Source organism: Pinisolibacter sp. DMC100 (assembly GCF_056313705.1).
The window spans coordinates 85,159-103,054 of the sequence record NZ_JBQUZT010000008.1; the positions used below are offsets into that span (position 1 = coordinate 85,159).

The 17,896-nt window shown below is 69.4% G+C and carries 16 protein-coding genes; 12 read left to right on the forward strand and 4 right to left on the reverse strand.

Annotation, left to right across the window (positions count from 1 at the left end):
• The first annotated feature begins 66 nt into the window (after nt 1–66).
• On the forward strand, nt 67–342 hold the full coding sequence (locus ACT541_RS19005; RefSeq protein ID WP_476138670.1) for an AbrB/MazE/SpoVT family DNA-binding domain-containing protein: 276 nt from the start codon (nt 67–69) through the stop codon (nt 340–342).
• On the forward strand, nt 329–718 hold the full coding sequence (locus ACT541_RS19010; protein WP_476138671.1) for a type II toxin-antitoxin system VapC family toxin: 390 nt from the start codon (nt 329–331) through the stop codon (nt 716–718). Before ACT541_RS19005 ends, ACT541_RS19010 begins: the two co-directional genes overlap by 14 nt.
• 97 nt (nt 719–815) lie before the next feature.
• On the opposite strand, the gene ACT541_RS19015 is transcribed toward ACT541_RS19010, so the two are convergent.
• The 4 genes from ACT541_RS19015 to ACT541_RS19030 form a co-directional block, all read right to left on the reverse strand.
• Nucleotides 816–1,031, reverse strand: coding sequence for a DUF6117 family protein (locus ACT541_RS19015; protein ID WP_476138672.1), 216 nt, complete (start codon nt 1,029–1,031; stop codon nt 816–818).
• Between the two features lie 103 nt (nt 1,032–1,134).
• A complete protein-coding gene (locus tag ACT541_RS19020) occupies nt 1,135–3,276 on the reverse strand; it encodes a ParB/RepB/Spo0J family partition protein (protein WP_476138673.1) in 2,142 nt (713 codons plus the stop codon).
• 158 nt (nt 3,277–3,434) lie between these two features.
• Complete coding sequence (locus ACT541_RS19025; RefSeq protein ID WP_476138674.1) at nt 3,435–4,628, reverse strand: DUF932 domain-containing protein; 1,194 nt, start codon at nt 4,626–4,628, stop codon at nt 3,435–3,437.
• A gap of 176 nt (nt 4,629–4,804) precedes the next feature.
• A complete protein-coding gene (locus ACT541_RS19030; RefSeq protein ID WP_476138675.1) occupies nt 4,805–4,981 on the reverse strand; it encodes a hypothetical protein in 177 nt (58 codons plus the stop codon).
• 318 nt (nt 4,982–5,299) lie between these two features.
• On the opposite strand from ACT541_RS19030, the gene ACT541_RS19035 reads away from it, so the two are divergent.
• From ACT541_RS19035 to ACT541_RS19080, 10 genes are all read left to right on the forward strand, one after another.
• Entirely contained in the window at nt 5,300–7,354 is a 2,055-nt protein-coding gene (locus tag ACT541_RS19035; RefSeq protein ID WP_476138676.1) for a methyl-accepting chemotaxis protein, read from the forward strand.
• A 145-nt stretch (nt 7,355–7,499) separates the two neighbouring features.
• Nucleotides 7,500–8,567, forward strand: coding sequence for a GGDEF domain-containing protein (locus ACT541_RS19040; RefSeq protein WP_476138677.1), 1,068 nt, complete (start codon nt 7,500–7,502; stop codon nt 8,565–8,567).
• Between the two features lie 193 nt (nt 8,568–8,760).
• Complete coding sequence (locus tag ACT541_RS19045) at nt 8,761–9,363, forward strand: trimeric intracellular cation channel family protein (protein WP_476138678.1); 603 nt, start codon at nt 8,761–8,763, stop codon at nt 9,361–9,363.
• 76 nt (nt 9,364–9,439) lie between these two features.
• Entirely contained in the window at nt 9,440–10,177 is a 738-nt protein-coding gene (locus ACT541_RS19050; RefSeq protein WP_476138679.1) for a response regulator, read from the forward strand.
• A gap of 8 nt (nt 10,178–10,185) precedes the next feature.
• Nucleotides 10,186–11,526, forward strand: coding sequence for an ATP-binding protein (locus ACT541_RS19055; RefSeq protein ID WP_476138680.1), 1,341 nt, complete (start codon nt 10,186–10,188; stop codon nt 11,524–11,526).
• A gap of 85 nt (nt 11,527–11,611) precedes the next feature.
• A complete protein-coding gene (locus ACT541_RS19060) occupies nt 11,612–13,255 on the forward strand; it encodes an efflux RND transporter periplasmic adaptor subunit (RefSeq protein WP_476138681.1) in 1,644 nt (547 codons plus the stop codon).
• Nucleotides 13,256–13,261: 6 nt separating this feature from the next.
• Complete coding sequence (locus ACT541_RS19065; protein WP_476138682.1) at nt 13,262–16,411, forward strand: efflux RND transporter permease subunit; 3,150 nt, start codon at nt 13,262–13,264, stop codon at nt 16,409–16,411.
• An 18-nt stretch (nt 16,412–16,429) separates the two neighbouring features.
• Entirely contained in the window at nt 16,430–16,813 is a 384-nt protein-coding gene (locus ACT541_RS19070; RefSeq protein ID WP_476138683.1) for a hypothetical protein, read from the forward strand.
• Nucleotides 16,814–16,869: 56 nt separating this feature from the next.
• Nucleotides 16,870–17,349 (forward strand): DUF411 domain-containing protein, encoded by a 480-nt coding sequence (locus tag ACT541_RS19075; protein ID WP_476138684.1) that lies wholly within the window; start codon nt 16,870–16,872, stop codon nt 17,347–17,349.
• 56 nt (nt 17,350–17,405) lie between these two features.
• Nucleotides 17,406–17,896, forward strand: a 491-nt coding sequence (locus tag ACT541_RS19080; protein WP_476138685.1) for a multicopper oxidase domain-containing protein, incomplete at its 3' end; no start/stop codon positions are given.

The window sequence follows — 17,896 nt, forward strand, 5'->3', positions numbered from 1 at the left end:
TCCCCGACCTTGCAACGGGAGAAGGTCGGGACTATCTTACTTTCGTCTTACCCTCAGAGCGCTCGCATGGCCGGATCCGAACCACTCCTCACCAAGGTCTCCACCAAAGGGCAGGTCATCCTGCCCAAGGCGATCCGTCGCCTGCGGAACTGGGATGCGGGCACACGGCTGGTCGTCGAAGACACCCCCGACGGTGTGCTCCTCAAGCCGGCGCCGACCTTCTGCCAAACCCGGCCGGGAGAGGTCTTCGCCATGCTCCCGGTGAGCGGAGCGCCGAAGTCGCTCGACGAGATGGATGCCGCCGTTCTGGCCGAGGCTCGCCGTCGCCATGATCGCGATTGATACGAATCTGGTCGTCCGCTACCTGACCGGAGACCACCCCGAGCAGTCGATGCGTGCGAGAAAGCTAGTCGACGAGAATCCGGTCTTCGTCGGCCTCACCGTGGTCCTCGAAGTCGAATGGGTGTTGCGCAGCGCCTATGGTTTCGGCGTCGGCGATGTGACGCGCGCCCTGCGCGCCTTCGCCGGCCTGCCGACAGTGACGATCGCCGAAGCCGATCTCGTCGCCGCTGCACTCGACCTCGCGGACAAGGGACTGGACTTTGCCGACGCCCTTCACCTCGGACAGGCGCAGGCGTGCGAGGGTTTCGTGACCTTCGACCGGAAATTCGTGAAGGTAGCGCGAGCAGCAGGGCACGACGAAGTGCGGGAAGCCTGATCGCCAACAAGACCGGCCCTCCTTGAGGATGCTCCAAAAGATAACGGCGCCCTGCGAGCACAGGGCGCCGGATGAGGGAGCTGACATCTCGTCGGCGTCAGATCGGCGGAACATAGGCCTCGAACGGGTTCCCCTCGGCGAGATGGCCGAAGGGCGTGAAGACGAAGTCCTCACCGGCGCGTCCGACGGCGCAGATGACCCAGCGCGGCGCGCCGGTCGCAGCGTCGGCGCATTCCATCAGGGCGAGATCGTCACTCTTCGCCGCGCGAACGAGCGTCTCGAAGTTCGCCCGCGCGTGTTCGGGGATGCTCATGGGGGACACCTTTCCTGAAACGAGTTCGCCCGGCATCGACGGCCGGGCGCGGGATCGGCGATGGAAGCGGGGAGAGGCCGAGGCCCCTCCCCGTGTCGTCCGATCATTCCGCCGCGGCGGAGAGCTCTTCGTCGTCGGTCGTTGCGCCGTCGTCGTCGCCCGAGCCGAGGAAGGCCGGCAGGTCGCCGCCGTCACCATCGTTCGGTTCGACCATCGGCTCGGCGGCCGTGTCGTCGAGATCCGATCGCCGCAGCGGCTCCGGCACCCAACCGGTTTCGGCGAGCAGGCGTTCGGCTTCTCTCGCCATGTCGCCCTTCTTCAGGTGGTCGATGAGCTGCACCGCCCGTTCGCCGGCCCCCTCGCGCACCGCCTCGAGAATGCGCGCCTTGGGGACGCGGCCGAGGTAGTTGGCGACCGTCGGCCGCCAACCGGCCTCCACCATGTCGAGCCCGACGGCGCGGGCCAGCCGATCGGCCTGGGCGAGCCGGGTGCGCAAGGCCTGCTCGGTGATGCCCGAGCCGCCATAGGGGTTCGGCTTCTCGTGCAGGGCGTTGACGCCGTAGGAGACGCAGTGGGCGAGGAGCGCCATCCGGCTCGCCTCGTCGAGCGCATCGAGCCAGTCCCACAACGCCTCGTCGTCGGCAGGCAGATGATCGCCCCACTGCTCCTGTCGCTCGGCGACCGCCTGCGCCGACGGGCAGTCCTTCAGCTCCTCGTTCTGCGCGGGGAACCAGACCTGGCGGACGCTCGCCTCGAGGCAACCGGTCGGTGCTCGGGACAAGAACGTGTCCGACACCAGCTTGTGCAGCAGCAGCGTCATCGCGACCTGCGGATGGCCGGCGACCGCGTCGCGGAGCGCCAGCGTGCGGTGGGCGGTCAACTCGGCGAGGAGACGGTCGGGGAGCGGCTTCAGCCCGTCGTCGTCCTCGTCCATCTCGTTCGCCGGGACCGGTTCTCCGGCGAAGGTGACGGTGCTCGACCGCGAGATCGGCTCCTGGCGACCGGGTTCGGAGGTGTCCTCCACTTCGAGGATCTCGCCGGTCTCCGCGTCGACCATCGGCTCGTCCTCGGGGCGGACATACCCGCGTTCGACCGTCAGCCGGCCCTGCGGATCGAGCCCGACGAAGGCACCGGCGCGGCCGACCTCGGTGGGATCGAACTGCGCCGGTCGATCCTCGAAGGCGGCGAGTGCCGTCTCGATCTCACCGAGCCGCTCGTCGACTTCCTCCGGATATTCGTCGGCCGTGGCGTGGTCCGCCTCGAGACGATCACGCTCGGCTTCCAGCGCGGCGATCGTCGCACGCTCCTCTTCGGTCAGGTCGATGGCCACGCCGATGAGTCGACGCAGGCCCTGGGTGTGGCCATAGGGGAACCCGACGGCGGCCTCGATCCACTTCCAGCCCTCGCCGGCGATCTCGTCGGCCTTCGCCTTCAGCTTCTCGCTCACCAGCCGATCGAGCAGGGCGACGTCCTCGAGCCACCCGCCGCCGTCGGCCTGGAAGAGATCGCGCAGCACCGTCCCGCCCGCCGCTTCGTAGGCCTCGAGCCCGACGAAGAGGGCGCGCTTGTCGGAGGCCGCGACCGACGTCTCGGTCAGCGCCCGCCGGATGTTCCACGGCTCCTTCTGCCAACCCTGGCGAACCGCTTCCCACACCTGCTCCTGGCGGGCATGATCGGAGGAGACGGTGAAGGCCATCAGCTGCTCGAGCGTCATCGCGTCATCGGCGTAGAGATCGAGCAGCTTCGGTGACACGGTGACGAGGCGCAGGCGCTGCTTCACCACGGCAACGCCGACGAAGAAGGCGGCAGCGATCGCTTCCTCGGTCATCCCCTTCTCGCGCATCGCCTGGAAGGCGCGGAACTGGTCGAGCGGATGGAGCGGCGCCCGCTCGATGTTCTCGGCGAGCGACAGTTCGTCGATCAGGACGTCGCCCTTCGCCTCGGAAGCCACGCAGGGAACCGGGGCGGTCCGGGCAAGACGCTTCTGCTTCACCAGTAGTTCGAGCGCACGATAGCGGCGACCGCCTGCCGGCACCTCGAAGAGGCCGGTCTCGCGGCCCTCGGCATCGACGACCGCGCGGACGTGCAGCGACTGAATGAGCCCACGCCGGGCAATCGATTCGGCGAGCTCCTCGATCGACAGCCCGGCCTTGACGCGCCGGACGTTCGACTGGCTCAGCACCAGCTTGTCGAAGGGGATGTCGCGCGACGACGCCAAGGTGATCTTCTGGGAAGTCTTGGTCATGGATCCTGCTCCACGACGAGCGCCGAAAGACTCTCTCTCCGGCTCGAACCCGTCACGAAGCGCAGCGCCGCCCTCTTCCTCTCAAGGACAGCGCCACAGGGGCGAGACGACGGATGGGGCAATGAACCGAAGGCGAAGAGCTCCCCCCGCCCTCGGGATCACGCCGCACGATCGAGCAGCTTCTTCGCCTTCGCCTCCATGTCGAGGCGAGCGTCCTGATGCGGCTTGTCGCGGGCGACCGCGGTGATCCCCTGAACGAAGTCGAAGATGCTCGACGGCGAGTGACCCTCCTCGGCGAGCACCGTCTCGATGATCCTCGCAGTCTCGCCTTTCGAGAAGCCACGGCGCCGCAGGAAGTCGCTACGGTCCTCGTCGGTCTTCGCCACGATCCGTTCGCGCGCCGCCCGGATGCCCTCGACGAAGGGACGCGGCGACGAATTGGCGAAATTCATCAACGCCGGCGCCGCCTCGTGGGCGAAGCGCGAGGCGGCGTATTTGGAATGGCGGATGGTGATCTCCTCGAAATCCTCGACGCCCCACAGGTTCCGGTTCTGGCACACGGCGCGCAGATAGAAGCTCGCCATGCCGAGCGTCTTGGCGCCGACCTCCGAGTTCCAGCAGTAGAAGCCGCGGAAGAAGAGGTCGGGCGAGCCGTCGGGGAGCCGCCCCGCCTCGATCGGGTTGAGATCGTCGACCAGAAACAGGAAGACGTCGCAGTCGCTGGCGTAGAGCGTCGTCGTGTCCCGGGTGACGTCGACGCGCGGGTTGTAGATGCCTGTCGACCAGTCGAGTGCGCCGGGGATCTTCCAGCGCGTATCGCCGGTGCCGTTGCCGGCGATGCGCTGCACCGCCTCGACCAGTTCGTGATCGTAGATGCGGCCGTAGTCCGGCCCGGTGACCGCGCGCAGCTCGACCCGGCCGTCGTCGGTCTCGAGCGTCTTGATCTGCTCACCGCGATGAGTGCTCAGCCCATACTGCAGATTGATGCCGGCGAGTGCGGCGGGGAGCTGGCGCAGATAGGTGGCGGGTGCACCGACCTGGGCAGCGAGCTGGCCGAAGCTCCAATGCGTCGGCACGACCGGCGCCTCCGCCCCCGGCAGGATCAGCGCCAGACGCTCACCATCGCTGCGGTTCGCCTCGACATGAATGTGGTCGGTCGCGACGACGCGGGTACGGCTGCGCTCCGATCGGTCGCGCACGGCGCGCCCGAGATCGCCGAGCGACAGGAAGCGCTCGTCGTCGGGCCGCGAGAACCACTCCGACGACACCCGCCCGACCCGCTCGCCGCGCGTCACATCCACCTTGTAGCCGCCGCTCGCCTCGCGCCGTGCATCGAGAACCTGCATGTTCATGGAACCAATCTCCGCGACGGGCGCCGGAAGACCCTCTCTCCGGCCTTCACCCGTCATGGACCTCCGGTCCGCCCTCTCCCTCTCGCGGCCTCCCGGCACGGAGAGCGGCCGAGGCTCCGACCTCGGCCGCCGCGGCGCCCCTCCGTACCGGACCCTCGCCCCGTGAGGAAACGGGCTCAATGAGCCCGCCACGGATCGTATTCGGCGAGGACCTCGACATCGTCGCCCTCGTCGAGTTCGTCGGCCGGCAGGACGCCGAATTCGGCGCCGGAGCGAAAGAGAACGACCGGGACCATCAGGGTACGAGCGAGATCGAGCGCGTGAGACCGAGCGAGCGTGAGATCGTGGGACATGGGGAGGCTCCATCCGGGAGCAGGGCCGATCCCCGCTCGATGGCTCCCAGAGGTCGAACCCCGGCCGCGATCACCGGACCGGCCCGGCCGGTCGGCGGCACGCGCGCGTAGCCGACCCCGAAGCGGGTTGATCGTCACGAGGCCGAGGTTCGACGGGATGCCGACGAGAAGAGCGGGGAATGGTTTCGTCTCGCGGCGGAGTTCGAACCCAGCCACCACAGCGCTGTCCAGCGGTCGTTCAGCAGTCTTTACGCTGCGTCAATGAGTTCGAGCGCAATTTCCCGATCGAGTGGCATTCCAGTGATGGTGAACAGCGCAATGACCCGACCGACGTTCGATCTCTCGATCTCCAAGAAGGTCTTGATGCTGTGCCTCCTGCCGATCCTGGTGCTCGCCGGTCTGGCGGCGCACATGTTGTCGGCCGAGCACGCCGACGCGAGGCGCGCGCGAGAAATCGCGGGCGTCGTCCGGCTCGCTCCGGCGGTCTCCGGCCTCATCCACGAGCTGCAACGCGAACGCGGGATCTCCTCGGGCTTCATCGCCTCGAAAGGCACGGGTTTCGCCGAGGACATGGGCCGTCAACGCGTCGAAACCGATCGGGCGCTGGCGGCCTTCCGGAGCGCCTTCGACCAGCCGGTCCTGTTGCCCGAGGGCGAGGTCTTCCGCCGCCCTCTCGACGAGGCCGGGCGCGCCGTCGCCGAGATCGAGGCAGTTCGCAAAGGCATCTCCGCGCTGACGACCTCGGCGCCGGATGCGATCGCCTATTACACCGCGACCATCGCCCGACTGCTCGCCATGACCGAGAGCGTGTCGAGCGGCACCCGCTCCCCCGAAGTGATCCGCGCCACGACCGCCTGGAACGCCCTCCTCCACGGCAAGGAACTGGCCGGGCGCGAGCGTGCGACCGGCGCTGCGGGCTTCGGCGCCGGCGCGTTCTCCCCGGAGATCCATCGTTCGCTGCTGCGTCTCGCCGCCGAGCAGGATGCCGACCTCGCGACCTTCCGCCGGTTGGCGACGCCGGAGGAGGTCGCCGCCTTCGACGCCTCGCTCGGCGATACGGTCCAGGCCGACGTCGACCGGATGCGGGCGATCGCCTGGAACGCGCCGTTCGGCGCCGACGTCCGCGCGGTCCCGGCGAAGGCCTGGTTCGCGGCGGCGACCCGTCGGATCGACGCCATGAAGACGATCGAGGACCGCGTCGCCGCCGACATCGTCGCGCTCGCGGACGGTCTCGCATGGGGCGCCGGCCTGAGGTTCTGGGGCCTGAGCGTGTTTCTGGCCGTCGTCGGCATCGGAACGGCCGCCTTCTCGGTCATCCTCGCCCGCAACATCACCCGACCGATCGTCGACCTGACCGACTGGACCCGTCGGCTGGCCGAGAACGACACCGATCTCGAGATCCGCGGCCAGGATCGCCATGACGAGATCGGAGGCATGGTCCGTGCCTTGGAAGTGCTGCGCCGGCACGCGGTCGACCGTCTGAACCTCGACGAGACGGTGCGCACCGATCGCGACCGCGAACGCGAGCGGCGCGCCGACATAGAGCGGGTCATCGACGCGTTCCGCTCGTCGGTCTCCTCGATGCTGGTCTCGCTCGAAACCGAAACGTCGACGGTCCGCGCCACGGCCGTCGCGCTCACCGATCTCGCCCGCTCGGCCGAAGCCGACGCCGGGGTGGTCGAGACGGCGACCGCCGGCGCCTCGTCGAACGTCCAGACGGTCGCCGCCGCGACCGAGGAACTCGCCGCGTCGATCCGCGAGATCGCCGGACAGACCCAGAGGGTCAACGCCGTCGTCGCCGAGGCGACCCAGACCGCTCTGGCCACCGATCGCGACGTCTCCTCGCTCGCCGACGCGGCCGAGCGCATCGGCGCGGTCGTCGGGCTGATCCGCGACATCGCCGGCCAGACCAACCTCCTCGCCCTCAACGCCACCATCGAAGCGGCGCGCGCCGGAGAGATGGGCCGCGGGTTCGGCGTCGTCGCGGCCGAGGTCAAGTCACTCGCTCAGCAGACCGCGCAGGCGACGACCGAGATCGCCGACCACGTGGCCGGCATTCAGACCTCCACCCAGAGCGCCGTCGACGCCATCCGCGGGATCTCCCGGACGGTCGAGGACATCGCCGGCGTGACCGCGGTCATCGCCTCGGCGGTCGAGGAGCAGGAAGCGGTCACCCGAGAGATCGCCGCATCGATCCAGAGCGTCTCGGACGGCACCGCCGTCGTCGTCGACAACATGCACGGGGTCAACGGCGTCATCCGCGCCGCCGCCGGCGAGGCCGGTCAGGTGAACGCCGCTTCGGATGCCTTGTCGCTCACGACGAACCGCCTGTCGCAGGAGGTCGCGAAGTTCCTCGCAGAGGTCGCGGCGTGAACCCGCCTCGGTGAACCACCACCAGCCCACGGAGGGCGGATGGCCGGGGCGGGACCGATCCTCGTAAATCCGGAGGCTCAGCGAAGCGAAGTCTTCACCGGTTTCGGGACATGCTCGCGCTCGAACCCGACCGCGAGCCCCGAAGATGACGACCCGCCCGTCCATCGCCGACTTCAAGCGGCGCTTTCTCCTGCTGATGATGGTCAGCGGAGCCGTGTTCACGTCCGTCTTCGAACTCGGCGCCGTGTCCGGCTCTATCCCGCTCACTTCGACCCATTTCGCCGCCAATCTCGCCCACATCGCCGCATCGGTGACGCTCACCGCGCTGCTGCTGCGTCGTCCCGAGCTCTTCGTCACACTCGCCTGGGCCCACGCGGGCAGCAGTTTCCTGGTCTTCCTGTCGGCCCTCTACAACATGCCGACCGATGAGATGCGCTTCCTCTGGTTCTACGTGCAGGCCGGCGGAACCTTCCTGCTGATCGGAACGATCGCCGGCTGGGCGAACGTCGCTCTTTCAATCGCGGTCGTCGTCGCGTCGCGGATGGTGGGGTGGGTCGACCTCTCCGTGAACGGTATCGGGACGTTCTGTCTGGGTCTGGCCTGTGCCGGCGCGATGTTCCATGCCTTCAATCGGCAGGCCGCCCGACATGCGGCCGACCTCGATGCCGCCTACGCGATCATCGACCGTGCGGCCCATCACGACGGATTGACGGGGCTCCTCAACTTGAAGGGTTTCCGCGACGTCAGTTCCGAGCTCGATCGATCGGCAGATAGTGACTACCAGCCCATTTCGGTTCTCTTCATCGACCTCGACCACTTCAAGTCGATCAACGACCATTTCGGTCATTCTGGCGGTGACACGGTGCTCGTCGCCGTCGCCGACGCGGTCCGCTCGGCGGTGAGACCGGCTGACATCGTCGCCAGGATCGGAGGCGAGGAGATCATCGTGCTCCTGCCGAATGCGGGCGTCGCGAACGCCGCGGCCATCGCCGAACAGATCCGCGCGGCGGTCGAGGCGGCCCGCCCGCAGGTCGATGGACGACGGGTGACGGTGACGGCGAGCGTCGGTTGGGCGACGTCCGAAGGAGCGCCGCGATCGATCGACGAACTCGTCGGTGCCGCAGACGCTGCGATGTATCGGGCCAAACAGACCGGACGCAATCGTGTCGAACCATCTCGCGCGCCCGTGGCGACCCGGCCACGCGCGGCATGAGCCCGGGAGAAGACGGAGATGGCACGAAGCGCGCGAGGGATCGGCGCCACTTCGATTCGAGGCCGCTTGTCCGTGGACCGACCCTCAGGCCGAACCCTCCCAACGCAGGCATGAACGACGAGGGCGTTCCAATTCGGAGGTCCGATCGATAGGCTGGTGAACCGCCCGCTCGACCGTCCTCGGATGACCTCGCATGCTCCTGACCATTCTCGATCTCGCGGGCGTCTTCGTCTTCGCGCTCAGTGGCGGAACTCGAGCAGTCGAGCGGCGCCTCGATCCCTTCGGGGTGATCTTCCTCGCCTTCGTCGCGGCATCGTTCGGAGGAATCGTTCGCGACCTGCTGATCGGCGCCGTCCCACCCGTGGCGATCGCCTCATGGCACTACTTTGCCATTTCGTGCCTCGCGGGAGCGGCCTGCTGGTTCGCCTATCGTCCGATTTCCCGACTGTCCGCGCCGGTCACCGTCTTCGACGCCTTCGGGCTCGGACTGTTCGCGGTCGTCGGCGCCCGGAAGGCGCTGGATGCAGGCATCTCACCGTTGATGGCGGCGCTTCTCGGAATGTTGACGGCGATCGGGGGTGGCATTGCGCGCGACATCCTCACCGCGACGACGCCGATGGTCCTTCGCCGGGAAATCTATGCCGTAGCAGCGTTGGCAGGTGCGGCGATCGTGTCGTTCGGGGCCTACTTCGGTGTTCCCTACTCCCTCACGGCGCCGATCGGCGCGACTGTCGCCATCGGCGTGCGGCTGATGGCCCTCGCCCGAGATTGGCACCTTCCCAGAGCCGAACCCTGAATTGCTCCGCCGCGCCGATCGTCGAGCCGTCGACGATCTTGTCCCGTCGGGAAAAATCGGCCACCACCGAGAGTGCATGGGAGCAGCGGAGAAGGCCGGAAAGACGATGGAGATCCTGGGTCACGAAATCCTGCTCGTCGACGACGACGGCGAGATTCGCCGCCTCGTCTCGAAACTCCTGAGGGAGGACGGACACCGCGTCACGTCGGTCGGAACTGCCGTGGAGATGCGCGAGGCGATCGCGCATCGAAGGCCCGATCTCGTCCTGCTCGACGTCATGCTTCCGGGCACCGACGGTCTCACGCTCTGCCGCGAACTGCGCGCCGGCTCCTCCCTGCCGATCATCATGCTCACCGCCAAGGGCGACGACGTCGATCGCATCGTCGGGCTCGAGATGGGCGCCGACGACTATCTCGCCAAGCCCTTTCATCCGCGCGAACTTCTCGCCCGCATTCGCGCCGTGCTGCGCCGGGCTCGACCGAGCGAGGGCGGCGCCAAGAGCGGACGAGAGATCCGCTTCGCCGGCTGGCGGCTCGACACGGCCCGGCGTGAACTCACCGATCCGCGCGGCGTCGTCATCGATCTGTCGACCGGCGAATACGATCTTCTCCTCACCTTCCTCGAGACGCCGCAACGAGTGCTGAGCCGCGAGCAGTTGCTCGACGCCACCCGCAACCGCGGCGCCGAACCCTTCGATCGGGCGATCGACGTCCAGGTGAGCCGGCTCAGGCGCAAGCTGGAGACCGGCGGCGAGGTGATCAAGACGGTACGCGGCGCAGGCTATCTCTTCGTTCCCGATGTCGACCGGTCGTGAGGGGTCACATGCACGCCTTCGGCTCGAGCCTCGCCGCCCGCACCATGCTGGTGCTGTTCCTCGGCATCGGCGCCGTTCATCTCCTGAGCCTGTGGACCTATCGCCACGCCCTCGAGCACGAGACGACGGCGGCCGACGAGATGCGCCTCGCCGACCGGCTCCTGACCATCCGCCGGGCGGTGATGCGGGTGGCCCCGGCGGAACGCGAGGCAGTCGCCCACGATCTCTCCGGCGGCGCGATCGACGCTCATTGGAGCCGCAGCGAACACGCCGTGGCGGGCGGTCCCGGCAGCACCGAACTCGCCGGCCTCGCCGAAAAACTGCGGACGATCGGTGACGATCTGGCACCCGACGAGGTGGTGATCGGCGCGAACCGCGCCCATCACGACGACCCCCACCTCGCCGTCGTCTCGCTCGGCCTGCCCGACCGGACCTGGATCAACTTCTCGCTCGTCGCCCGATCGTCGCGTCCCGAAGACGGCCACGGCACTCTACTGTCGACCTCGCTGATGGCGCTCGGCGCGATCGTCCTGTCGATCCTCATGGTGCGCTGGTTGACCCGACCACTGCTCGGCTTCGTCGATGCGGCACGGCGCATCTATCGCGGCGGTGAGACGGTGGAGGTGCCCGAGGACGGGCCGACCGAGATCCGCAGCCTCGCCGTCGCCTTCAACGAGATGCAACGACGCATCAAGCGGATGATCGACGACCGGACCCACGCGCTGGCCGCCGTCAGCCACGACCTGCGCACGCCGATCACCCGGCTCCGGCTGCGTCTCGGCGAGGTCGAGAGCGTCGCGACCCGCGCCGCCATCTCCGGCGACCTCGACGAGATGGAGCGGATGATCGACCAGACGCTCGCCTATCTCGCCGGCGACCGTGACGACGAACCGGTGAAACCGGTCGACGTCGCCGCGATCCTCGCCACCCTGGTCGACGACCAGACCGACGCCGGCCGCAACGTTTCGCTCGACGGCGCCCGCGGCGCCGTGGTCGAGGGGCGGCGGTTGGGGCTGAAGCGCGCCTTCGCCAACCTCGTCGACAACGCCGTGAAATATGGTGGCCGTGCGGAAGTCCGCGTCACGACGGAGACGGACGGGGTGATCGTCACCGTCGCCGACGCAGGGCCGGGCATCCCACAGGCCGAGCGCGCCCGCGTCTTCGACCCGTTCGTCCGCCTGGAGCCGTCGCGCAACCGCGAGACCGGCGGCTGGGGTCTCGGCCTCGCCATCACGCGACGCGTCGTCGAGGCCCACGGCGGGTCGATCGAGCTCGCCGACAACACGCCGACCGGCCTCCTCGTCCGAGTGCGGCTGCCGGCGACCCACTCTGTGCCACGGGTGGCGTGAAACAATTTGTTACAGAACTGAAATCCTGCGACGGGCGAACCGAGGCAGGGTCGGGGGCGGCCATCCTCCCGTGACCGGAAACTCCATGCGCCTCAACCCTCGCGTCGCCTCTCTCGCCATCGCTTCCCTCGCTATCGCCCTCCTCGCCGCGCCGGGAGCTCATGCCCACGACGGTCACGACCATGGCGCCCCGCCGCCGCCGGTCTCCGTCACGGTGGCGCCGCGCGCCGACGCCTCCTCGGCCGATCTCGAGATGGTCGTGGTGGCCCGCAGCGGAGCGCTGGAGATCCTGATCGACCGCTTCCGCGACAACGAGCCGGTGACCGATGCGACCGTCGAGATCGACGGACCGGAAGGTGTGGCGAAGGCGACGGCGGCGGGCGGCATCTATCGGCTTGCCGCACCGTGGGCGACGCCGGGTCGGACCCTCGATCTCGCGGTGACGGTTCAGGCCGGCGACATCGTCGACGTGCTGACGACGACCCTGACCCTGCCCACAGCGGCCGAGGCGAAGCCTACCTCCGGATCGGCGGTCTCGCCGGCCCGCGCCGGCGAGAGCGGGACGGGTACGCTCGCCGACGGCGTCGGCGGATGGGGATGGACGGGTATCGGGTTCGCCGTCGGCCTCCTGGTCGCCGCCTCCTTCCGGCGCCGCCGTGTCGCGGCCACGACCCTCGCCGGCCTCCTCGTCGCCGGGCTGGCGCCGCCGACGCCGACGCGGGCGGCCGAGACGCCGCGCGATCTCGCGCAACGCTTTCCCGACGGCTCGTTGTTCGTGCCGAAGACCAGCCAGCGCATCCTCGGCCTGCGCACCCTCTTCACCGAGACCGCCGATCACCCGACGACGGTGGAGCTGCCGGGGCGGGTCATTCCCGACCCGGACGGATCGGGCGTGGTGCAATCGTCGCTCGCCGGCCGTCTACGGCCGCCGCCGGGCGGCTTCCCGCGGCTCGGCACGGCGGTCGTGGCCGGCGATGTGCTCGCCCATGTCGAGCCGGCGGTGGCGGCGGCCGACGTCACCACCCAGCATCAGCAGGCGCGCGAATTCGACCAGCAGATCAGCCTGGTGGAGCGCCGACTCGAGCGCTATCGCCAGATCACCACCTCGATCACCCGCGCCCAGATCGAGGACGCCGAACTCGAACTCGCCGGCCTGAAGGCGCGGCGCGCCGGTCTCGAGAAGCGCCAGCGCGCGGCCGAAGCGCTGGTTGCGCCGGTCTCGGGCGTGGTCGCGGCGGTCGCCGCCACCGCCGGGCAGATCGCCGAACCCAACACGGTGGTGTTCCGCATCGTCGACCCGCGCCGCTTCTGGGTCGAGGCGCTCGCCTATGAAGCCCATGCCTTCGCGCCCCATGCCACCGGCCGGCCGGCCGGCGGCGAGAGCTTCCCGCTCGCCTTCGTCGGCAGCGGCCTCTCCGACCGGGCCCAGGCGGTGCCGGTGCACTTCTCGGTGGCGGGCGAGGCCAAGGGGCTGCGCCCCGGGCAACTCCTCACGGTGTCGGCGACCCTCGCCGAGACGCGCGGCGGCATTGCGGTGCCGCGTGCCGCCGTGCTGCGCGGTTCCAACGGCCGCGCCCTGGTGTGGGAGCACACCAATCCCGAGCGCTTCGTGCCGCGCGAAGTCCGGGTCGAGCCGCTCGACGGCGAGCGGGTGCTGATCGTCACCGGGGTCGAGGCGGGGCGGCGGATCGTCACCGGCGGCGCCGAACTCCTCAACCAGATCCGATGAGGCGGCATGTTCCAGTTCCTCGTCTCGCAGTCGCTGAAGAACCGGATCTTCGTGGTGGCGATCGCCGCCGCCCTCGTCGTGTGGGGAGCGCTCACCGCCACCCGGCTGCCGGTCGACGTCTTCCCCGATCTCAACCGGCCGACCGTCACCATCATGACCGAGGCCGAGGGGCTTGCGCCGCCCGAGGTCGAGCAGCTCGTCACCTGGCCGATCGAGACGCAGATGAACGGCCTGCCGGGCGTCTCCCGCGTCCGCTCGGTGTCGGGCGTCGGTCTGTCGATCGTCTATGTCGAGTTCGACTGGTCGACCGAGATCTTCCGCAATCGCCAGCAGGTCGCCGAGAAGCTGACGCTGGTCCAGGCGCAGCTGCCGACCGGCGTGATGCCGCAGATGGGGCCGGTCGCCTCGATCATGGGCCAGATCGTGTTGATCGCCGTCACCGGCAGCGATGCGGTGACGCCGATGGAGCTGCGCGAGACCGCCGACTTCGTCCTCCGCCCCCGCCTCCTCACCATACCCGGCGTCGCCCAGGTGATCCCGATCGGCGGCGAGGTGCGGCAGTTCCGCGTTTCGCCCGATCCGGCGGCGATGCGGGCGCTCGGGGTCGGCCTCGATCAGATCGAGAAGGCGGTCGCCCGGTTCGGCACCAACACCGGCGGCGGCTTCACCGACCAGTACAGCCGCGAGTTTCTGATCCGCGCCATCGGTCGCACCAAGAGCCTCGCCGATCTCGGCGGTCTCGTCGTCGCCACAGTCGAGGGTCGCCCGGTGACGCTGGAGCAGGTCGCGACCGTCGATCACGCGCCGAAGCTGAAGCGCGGCGAGGCCGGTTTCATGGGGCGATCGAGCGTCATCGTCTCGGTGGAGAAGCAGCCGGGCGTCGACACGGTGCGGCTGACCCGCGACATCGAGGCGGCGCTCGCCGAGCTGGCGCCCGCCCTGCCGGCGGGGATCACGGCGAAGGACTTGCTGTTCCGACAGGCGAACTTCATCGAGGCGTCGATCGGCAACGTCGAAAAGGTGCTGATGGAGGCGGTCGTCGTCGTCGCCTTCGTGCTCTTCTCCTTCCTTCTCGCCGTCCGGACCACGGCGATCTCGCTCACCGCCGTGCCGGTGTCGATCCTGGTGACGGCGATCGTCTTCCACCTCGCCGGGCTGACCATCAACACCATGACGCTCGGCGGGCTCGCCATCGCCGTCGGCGAGCTGGTCGACGACGCCGTGGTCGACGTCGAGAACATCTTCCGCCGCCTGCGCGAGAACCGCGAAGTGGGCAATCCGCGCTCGGTCTTCGACGTGGTGGTCGACGCCAGCCGCGAGGTGCGCTCGGGCATCGTCTACGCCACGATGATCATCGTGCTGGTCTTCGTGCCGCTCTTCTCGCTCGACGGCATCGAGGGCCGGCTCTTCGCGCCACTCGGACAGGCCTATGTGGTGTCGATCGCGGCGAGCCTGCTGGTGTCGATCACCCTGACGCCGGTCATGGCCTATTGGCTTCTGCCGGGGTTGAAGCGGCTCGACCATGCAGACGGCGCGCTGGTGCGTCAGCTCAAGCGGGCGAACGCCCGGGCGCTCGGCTTCGTCTTCGTCCGCCCGGCGCTGCCGCTCGTCGGCGCCGGGCTCGGCGTCGTCCTCGCCGTGGTCGCCGCGACGCAGTTGCCGCGCACATTCCTGCCGCCCTTCAACGAGGGCACGCTGACCATCAACCTCCTCTTCGATCCCGGCATCTCGCTCGCCGAGAGCCACCGCGTCGGCCTCGTCGCCGAGCGGCTGATCCTGGAAGTGCCGGAGGTGAAGCTTGTCGGGCGGCGCACCGGCCGAGCCGAGCTCGACGAGCACGCCGAGGGCGTCCACTCCTCGGAAGTCGAGGTCGACCTCCATGCCGGCGGCCGCTCGAAGGACGCGATCGCCGCCGACATCCGCGCCCGCCTCGCGGTTCTGCCGGTCGCCACCAACGTCGGCCAGCCGATCTCGCACCGGCTCGACCACATGCTCTCCGGCGTGCGCGCCCAGATCGCGCTGAAGATCTTCGGCGAGGATCTCGACACGATGCGCGCCGTTGCCGCCGAGTTCCGCGACAAGCTCGCGACCGTCCCCGGCGTCGTCGATCTCCAGGTCGAGAAGCAGGTGCGCATCCCGCAGCTCGAGGTGATCGTCGACTACCGCCGCGCCGCACTGCACGGCCTCCAACCGGCGGCCGTCACCGATCAGTTGGAGCGCCTCTCCAACGGCCGCCTCGTCAGCCGCGTCGTCGACGGCAATCGCCGCTTCGACGTGGTGATGCGCCTCGACGATACGCGCCGCACGACGCAGGCGCTCGGCGGCATGCTGATCGAGACCCCCGAGGGCTGGATCCCGCTGCGCCAGATCGCCGACGTGGTCGAGACCGACGGCCCCAACCAGATCCTGCGCGAGAACGGCCATCGCCGCGTCGTCGTCTTCGCCAACACCGCCGGCGAGGCGAACATGGGCGAGGTGATCGGCCGCATCCGCGCCATCGTCGCAGCGACGCGCCTGCCGGAGGGCATCTCCACCGGGCTCGACGGCACCTTCCGGGCGCAGGAGGAGAGCATGCGCAAGATCGGCCTCCTGTCGATCGTTTCGCTGGTGCTGGTCGTCGCCATCCTGTGGAGCCGCTATCGCTCGGCAGTCTTCGTCGGGGTGATCATGGCGAGTGTGCCGCTCGCCCTCATCGGCTCGGTGGCGGCGCTGTGGATCGCCGGGCAGCCGCTGTCGGTCGCCTCGATGATCGGCTTCGTGACGCTCACCGGCATCGCCACCCGCAACGGCATCCTCAAGATCAGCCACATCCTCAATCTGGCGATCCACGAGGGCCTGCCCTTCGGGCCCGAGCTGGTGGTGCGCGGTTCGCTCGAGCGGCTGACGCCGGTGTTGATGACGGCGCTCTCCGCAGGCGTGGCGCTGCTGCCGCTGATGATCGACGCCCACGCGCCGGGCAAGGAGATCCTCCACCCGGTCGCCGTCACCATCTTCGGCGGCCTCGTCACGGCGACCGCCCTCGACACGCTGGTGACGCCGGTGCTGGTCCTCATGTTCGGCCGCCGCTCGCTCGAACGCGCCGTCGCCGAGGCGCGCGCCCAGGCCGTCCCGGCCGACGCTCCCACGTCCTCCTCCCGGCCGCTCGAGGCCTACTGATCCCTGACCGAGGCTTCCATGATCCGTCCGTCGACCCTCCTCGCCGCGCTCGCCCTCGCCGCCCTGGTCACCGCCAGCCCGGCCGCCGCCCATCAACCGCGCCTCGGCCCGCACGGCGGCGCGCTGGTCGATGCCGGCTCCCGCCACCATGCGGAGCTGGTCGTCGACGGCAGCGCCACGGTCACCGTCCATCTCTCCGACATGGCGGATGCGGCGGTGCCCTCGACCGGCTTCAAGGCGGAGGCGATCCTCGTCGTCGACGGCAAGCCGGTGCGCTTCGCGCTGGAGCCGGCCGAGCCGTCGCGCCTCGTCGGCACCGCGCCGGTGCCGGTGCCCAAGGGCGTCAAGGGCGCGGTCCGCCTCACCGGACCGGACGGCATCACCGCGCAGGCGAAGTTCTGAACCGGGTGCATCGCGACCGGCGACCGACCGCCGATCGCTCTCGAAAGGCACGAACGATGATCGAAAGACGCCGTTTTCTCACCCTGCTCAGCGGCCTCGCCGTCACCGCCCCCGCGCTCGTCGCGGCCGGCCCGGCGCGGGCACGATCGACGATGCGGGTCCACCGCGATCCGAGCTGCGGCTGCTGCGAGGCCTGGGTCGCCCATATGACGCGGGCCGGCTACGACTCCCGGATCGAGATCACCGACGACATTGACGCGATGAAGCAGCGCCTCGGCGTACCGATGGCGCTCGCCTCCTGCCATACCGCCGAGATCGATGGCTATCTGCTCGAGGGCCACGTACCGGCAGAGATCGTCGCCCGCCTGCTCGCCGAGCGACCGGCGATCCGCGGTCTCGCGGTGCCGGGTATGCCGATCGGTTCTCCCGGCATGGAGACGCCCGGCACGGCGCCCGATCCGTTCCGGGTGATCGCCTTCGCGGACGGCGGTCGGATGTCCGTCTTCGCCGACTTCCCGCGCGGCTGGGGCGGCTGACGCGCCCGGCCGCCCGCACCCGTCCCTCGTCTCCCCCGCCTCCTCGGAGTACCGCCATGACCCACACCCCTTCGCCCCTCTCGCTCGATCGCCGCCGCCTGCTCGTCGGCTCTTCGGCGCTGCTCCTCGGCGGGCTCACGGGTTTCGGCGGCGCCCGGGCCGCCGCGCCGCTCCTCACCGTCGGGTCGCGCACGCTCGAGGTGAAGGGCAAGGCGGCGACCGTCTTCGGCCTCACCGGGCCGAACGGACAGCCGGGGCTGATGGCCCGCGAGGGCGAGCGCTTCGCCGGCGAAGTGGTCAACGCCACCGGCGGGCCGCTGATCATGCACTGGCACGGCCAAGTCTTCGCCGCCTTCGACCAGGACCGCTCGCGCCCCGGCGGCGGCGAGACCCCGGTCGGCGGCCGTGACGTCCACGACTTCCTCCTCACCCCCGGTACCCACTGGATGCATTCGCACCAGATGACCGAGCAGCGCCTGCTCGCCGCGCCGATGGTGACGATCGAGAAGGACGCCGGCGACGTGCAGAACGTCGTCGTCATGTTGCA

What these genes read in the sequence shown, in the direction of transcription:
- ACT541_RS19050 (WP_476138679.1), top strand. Translation starts at nt 9,440, where the DNA reads ATGGGAGCAGCGGAGAAGGCCGGAAAGACGATGGAGATCCTGGGTCAC.
- ACT541_RS19015 (WP_476138672.1), bottom strand. Translation starts at nt 1,031, where the DNA reads ATGAGCATCCCCGAACACGCGCGGGCGAACTTCGAGACGCTCGTTCGC.
- ACT541_RS19055 (WP_476138680.1), top strand. Translation starts at nt 10,186, where the DNA reads ATGCACGCCTTCGGCTCGAGCCTCGCCGCCCGCACCATGCTGGTGCTG.
- ACT541_RS19045 (WP_476138678.1), top strand. Translation starts at nt 8,761, where the DNA reads ATGCTCCTGACCATTCTCGATCTCGCGGGCGTCTTCGTCTTCGCGCTC.
- ACT541_RS19065 (WP_476138682.1), top strand. Translation starts at nt 13,262, where the DNA reads ATGTTCCAGTTCCTCGTCTCGCAGTCGCTGAAGAACCGGATCTTCGTG.
- ACT541_RS19075 (WP_476138684.1), top strand. Translation starts at nt 16,870, where the DNA reads ATGATCGAAAGACGCCGTTTTCTCACCCTGCTCAGCGGCCTCGCCGTC.
- ACT541_RS19060 (WP_476138681.1), top strand. Translation starts at nt 11,612, where the DNA reads ATGCGCCTCAACCCTCGCGTCGCCTCTCTCGCCATCGCTTCCCTCGCT.
- ACT541_RS19020 (WP_476138673.1), bottom strand. Translation starts at nt 3,276, where the DNA reads ATGACCAAGACTTCCCAGAAGATCACCTTGGCGTCGTCGCGCGACATC.
- ACT541_RS19025 (WP_476138674.1), bottom strand. Translation starts at nt 4,628, where the DNA reads ATGAACATGCAGGTTCTCGATGCACGGCGCGAGGCGAGCGGCGGCTAC.
- ACT541_RS19030 (WP_476138675.1), bottom strand. Translation starts at nt 4,981, where the DNA reads ATGTCCCACGATCTCACGCTCGCTCGGTCTCACGCGCTCGATCTCGCT.
- ACT541_RS19070 (WP_476138683.1), top strand. Translation starts at nt 16,430, where the DNA reads ATGATCCGTCCGTCGACCCTCCTCGCCGCGCTCGCCCTCGCCGCCCTG.
- ACT541_RS19010 (WP_476138671.1), top strand. Translation starts at nt 329, where the DNA reads ATGATCGCGATTGATACGAATCTGGTCGTCCGCTACCTGACCGGAGAC.
- ACT541_RS19035 (WP_476138676.1), top strand. Translation starts at nt 5,300, where the DNA reads ATGACCCGACCGACGTTCGATCTCTCGATCTCCAAGAAGGTCTTGATG.
- ACT541_RS19040 (WP_476138677.1), top strand. Translation starts at nt 7,500, where the DNA reads ATGACGACCCGCCCGTCCATCGCCGACTTCAAGCGGCGCTTTCTCCTG.
- ACT541_RS19005 (WP_476138670.1), top strand. Translation starts at nt 67, where the DNA reads ATGGCCGGATCCGAACCACTCCTCACCAAGGTCTCCACCAAAGGGCAG.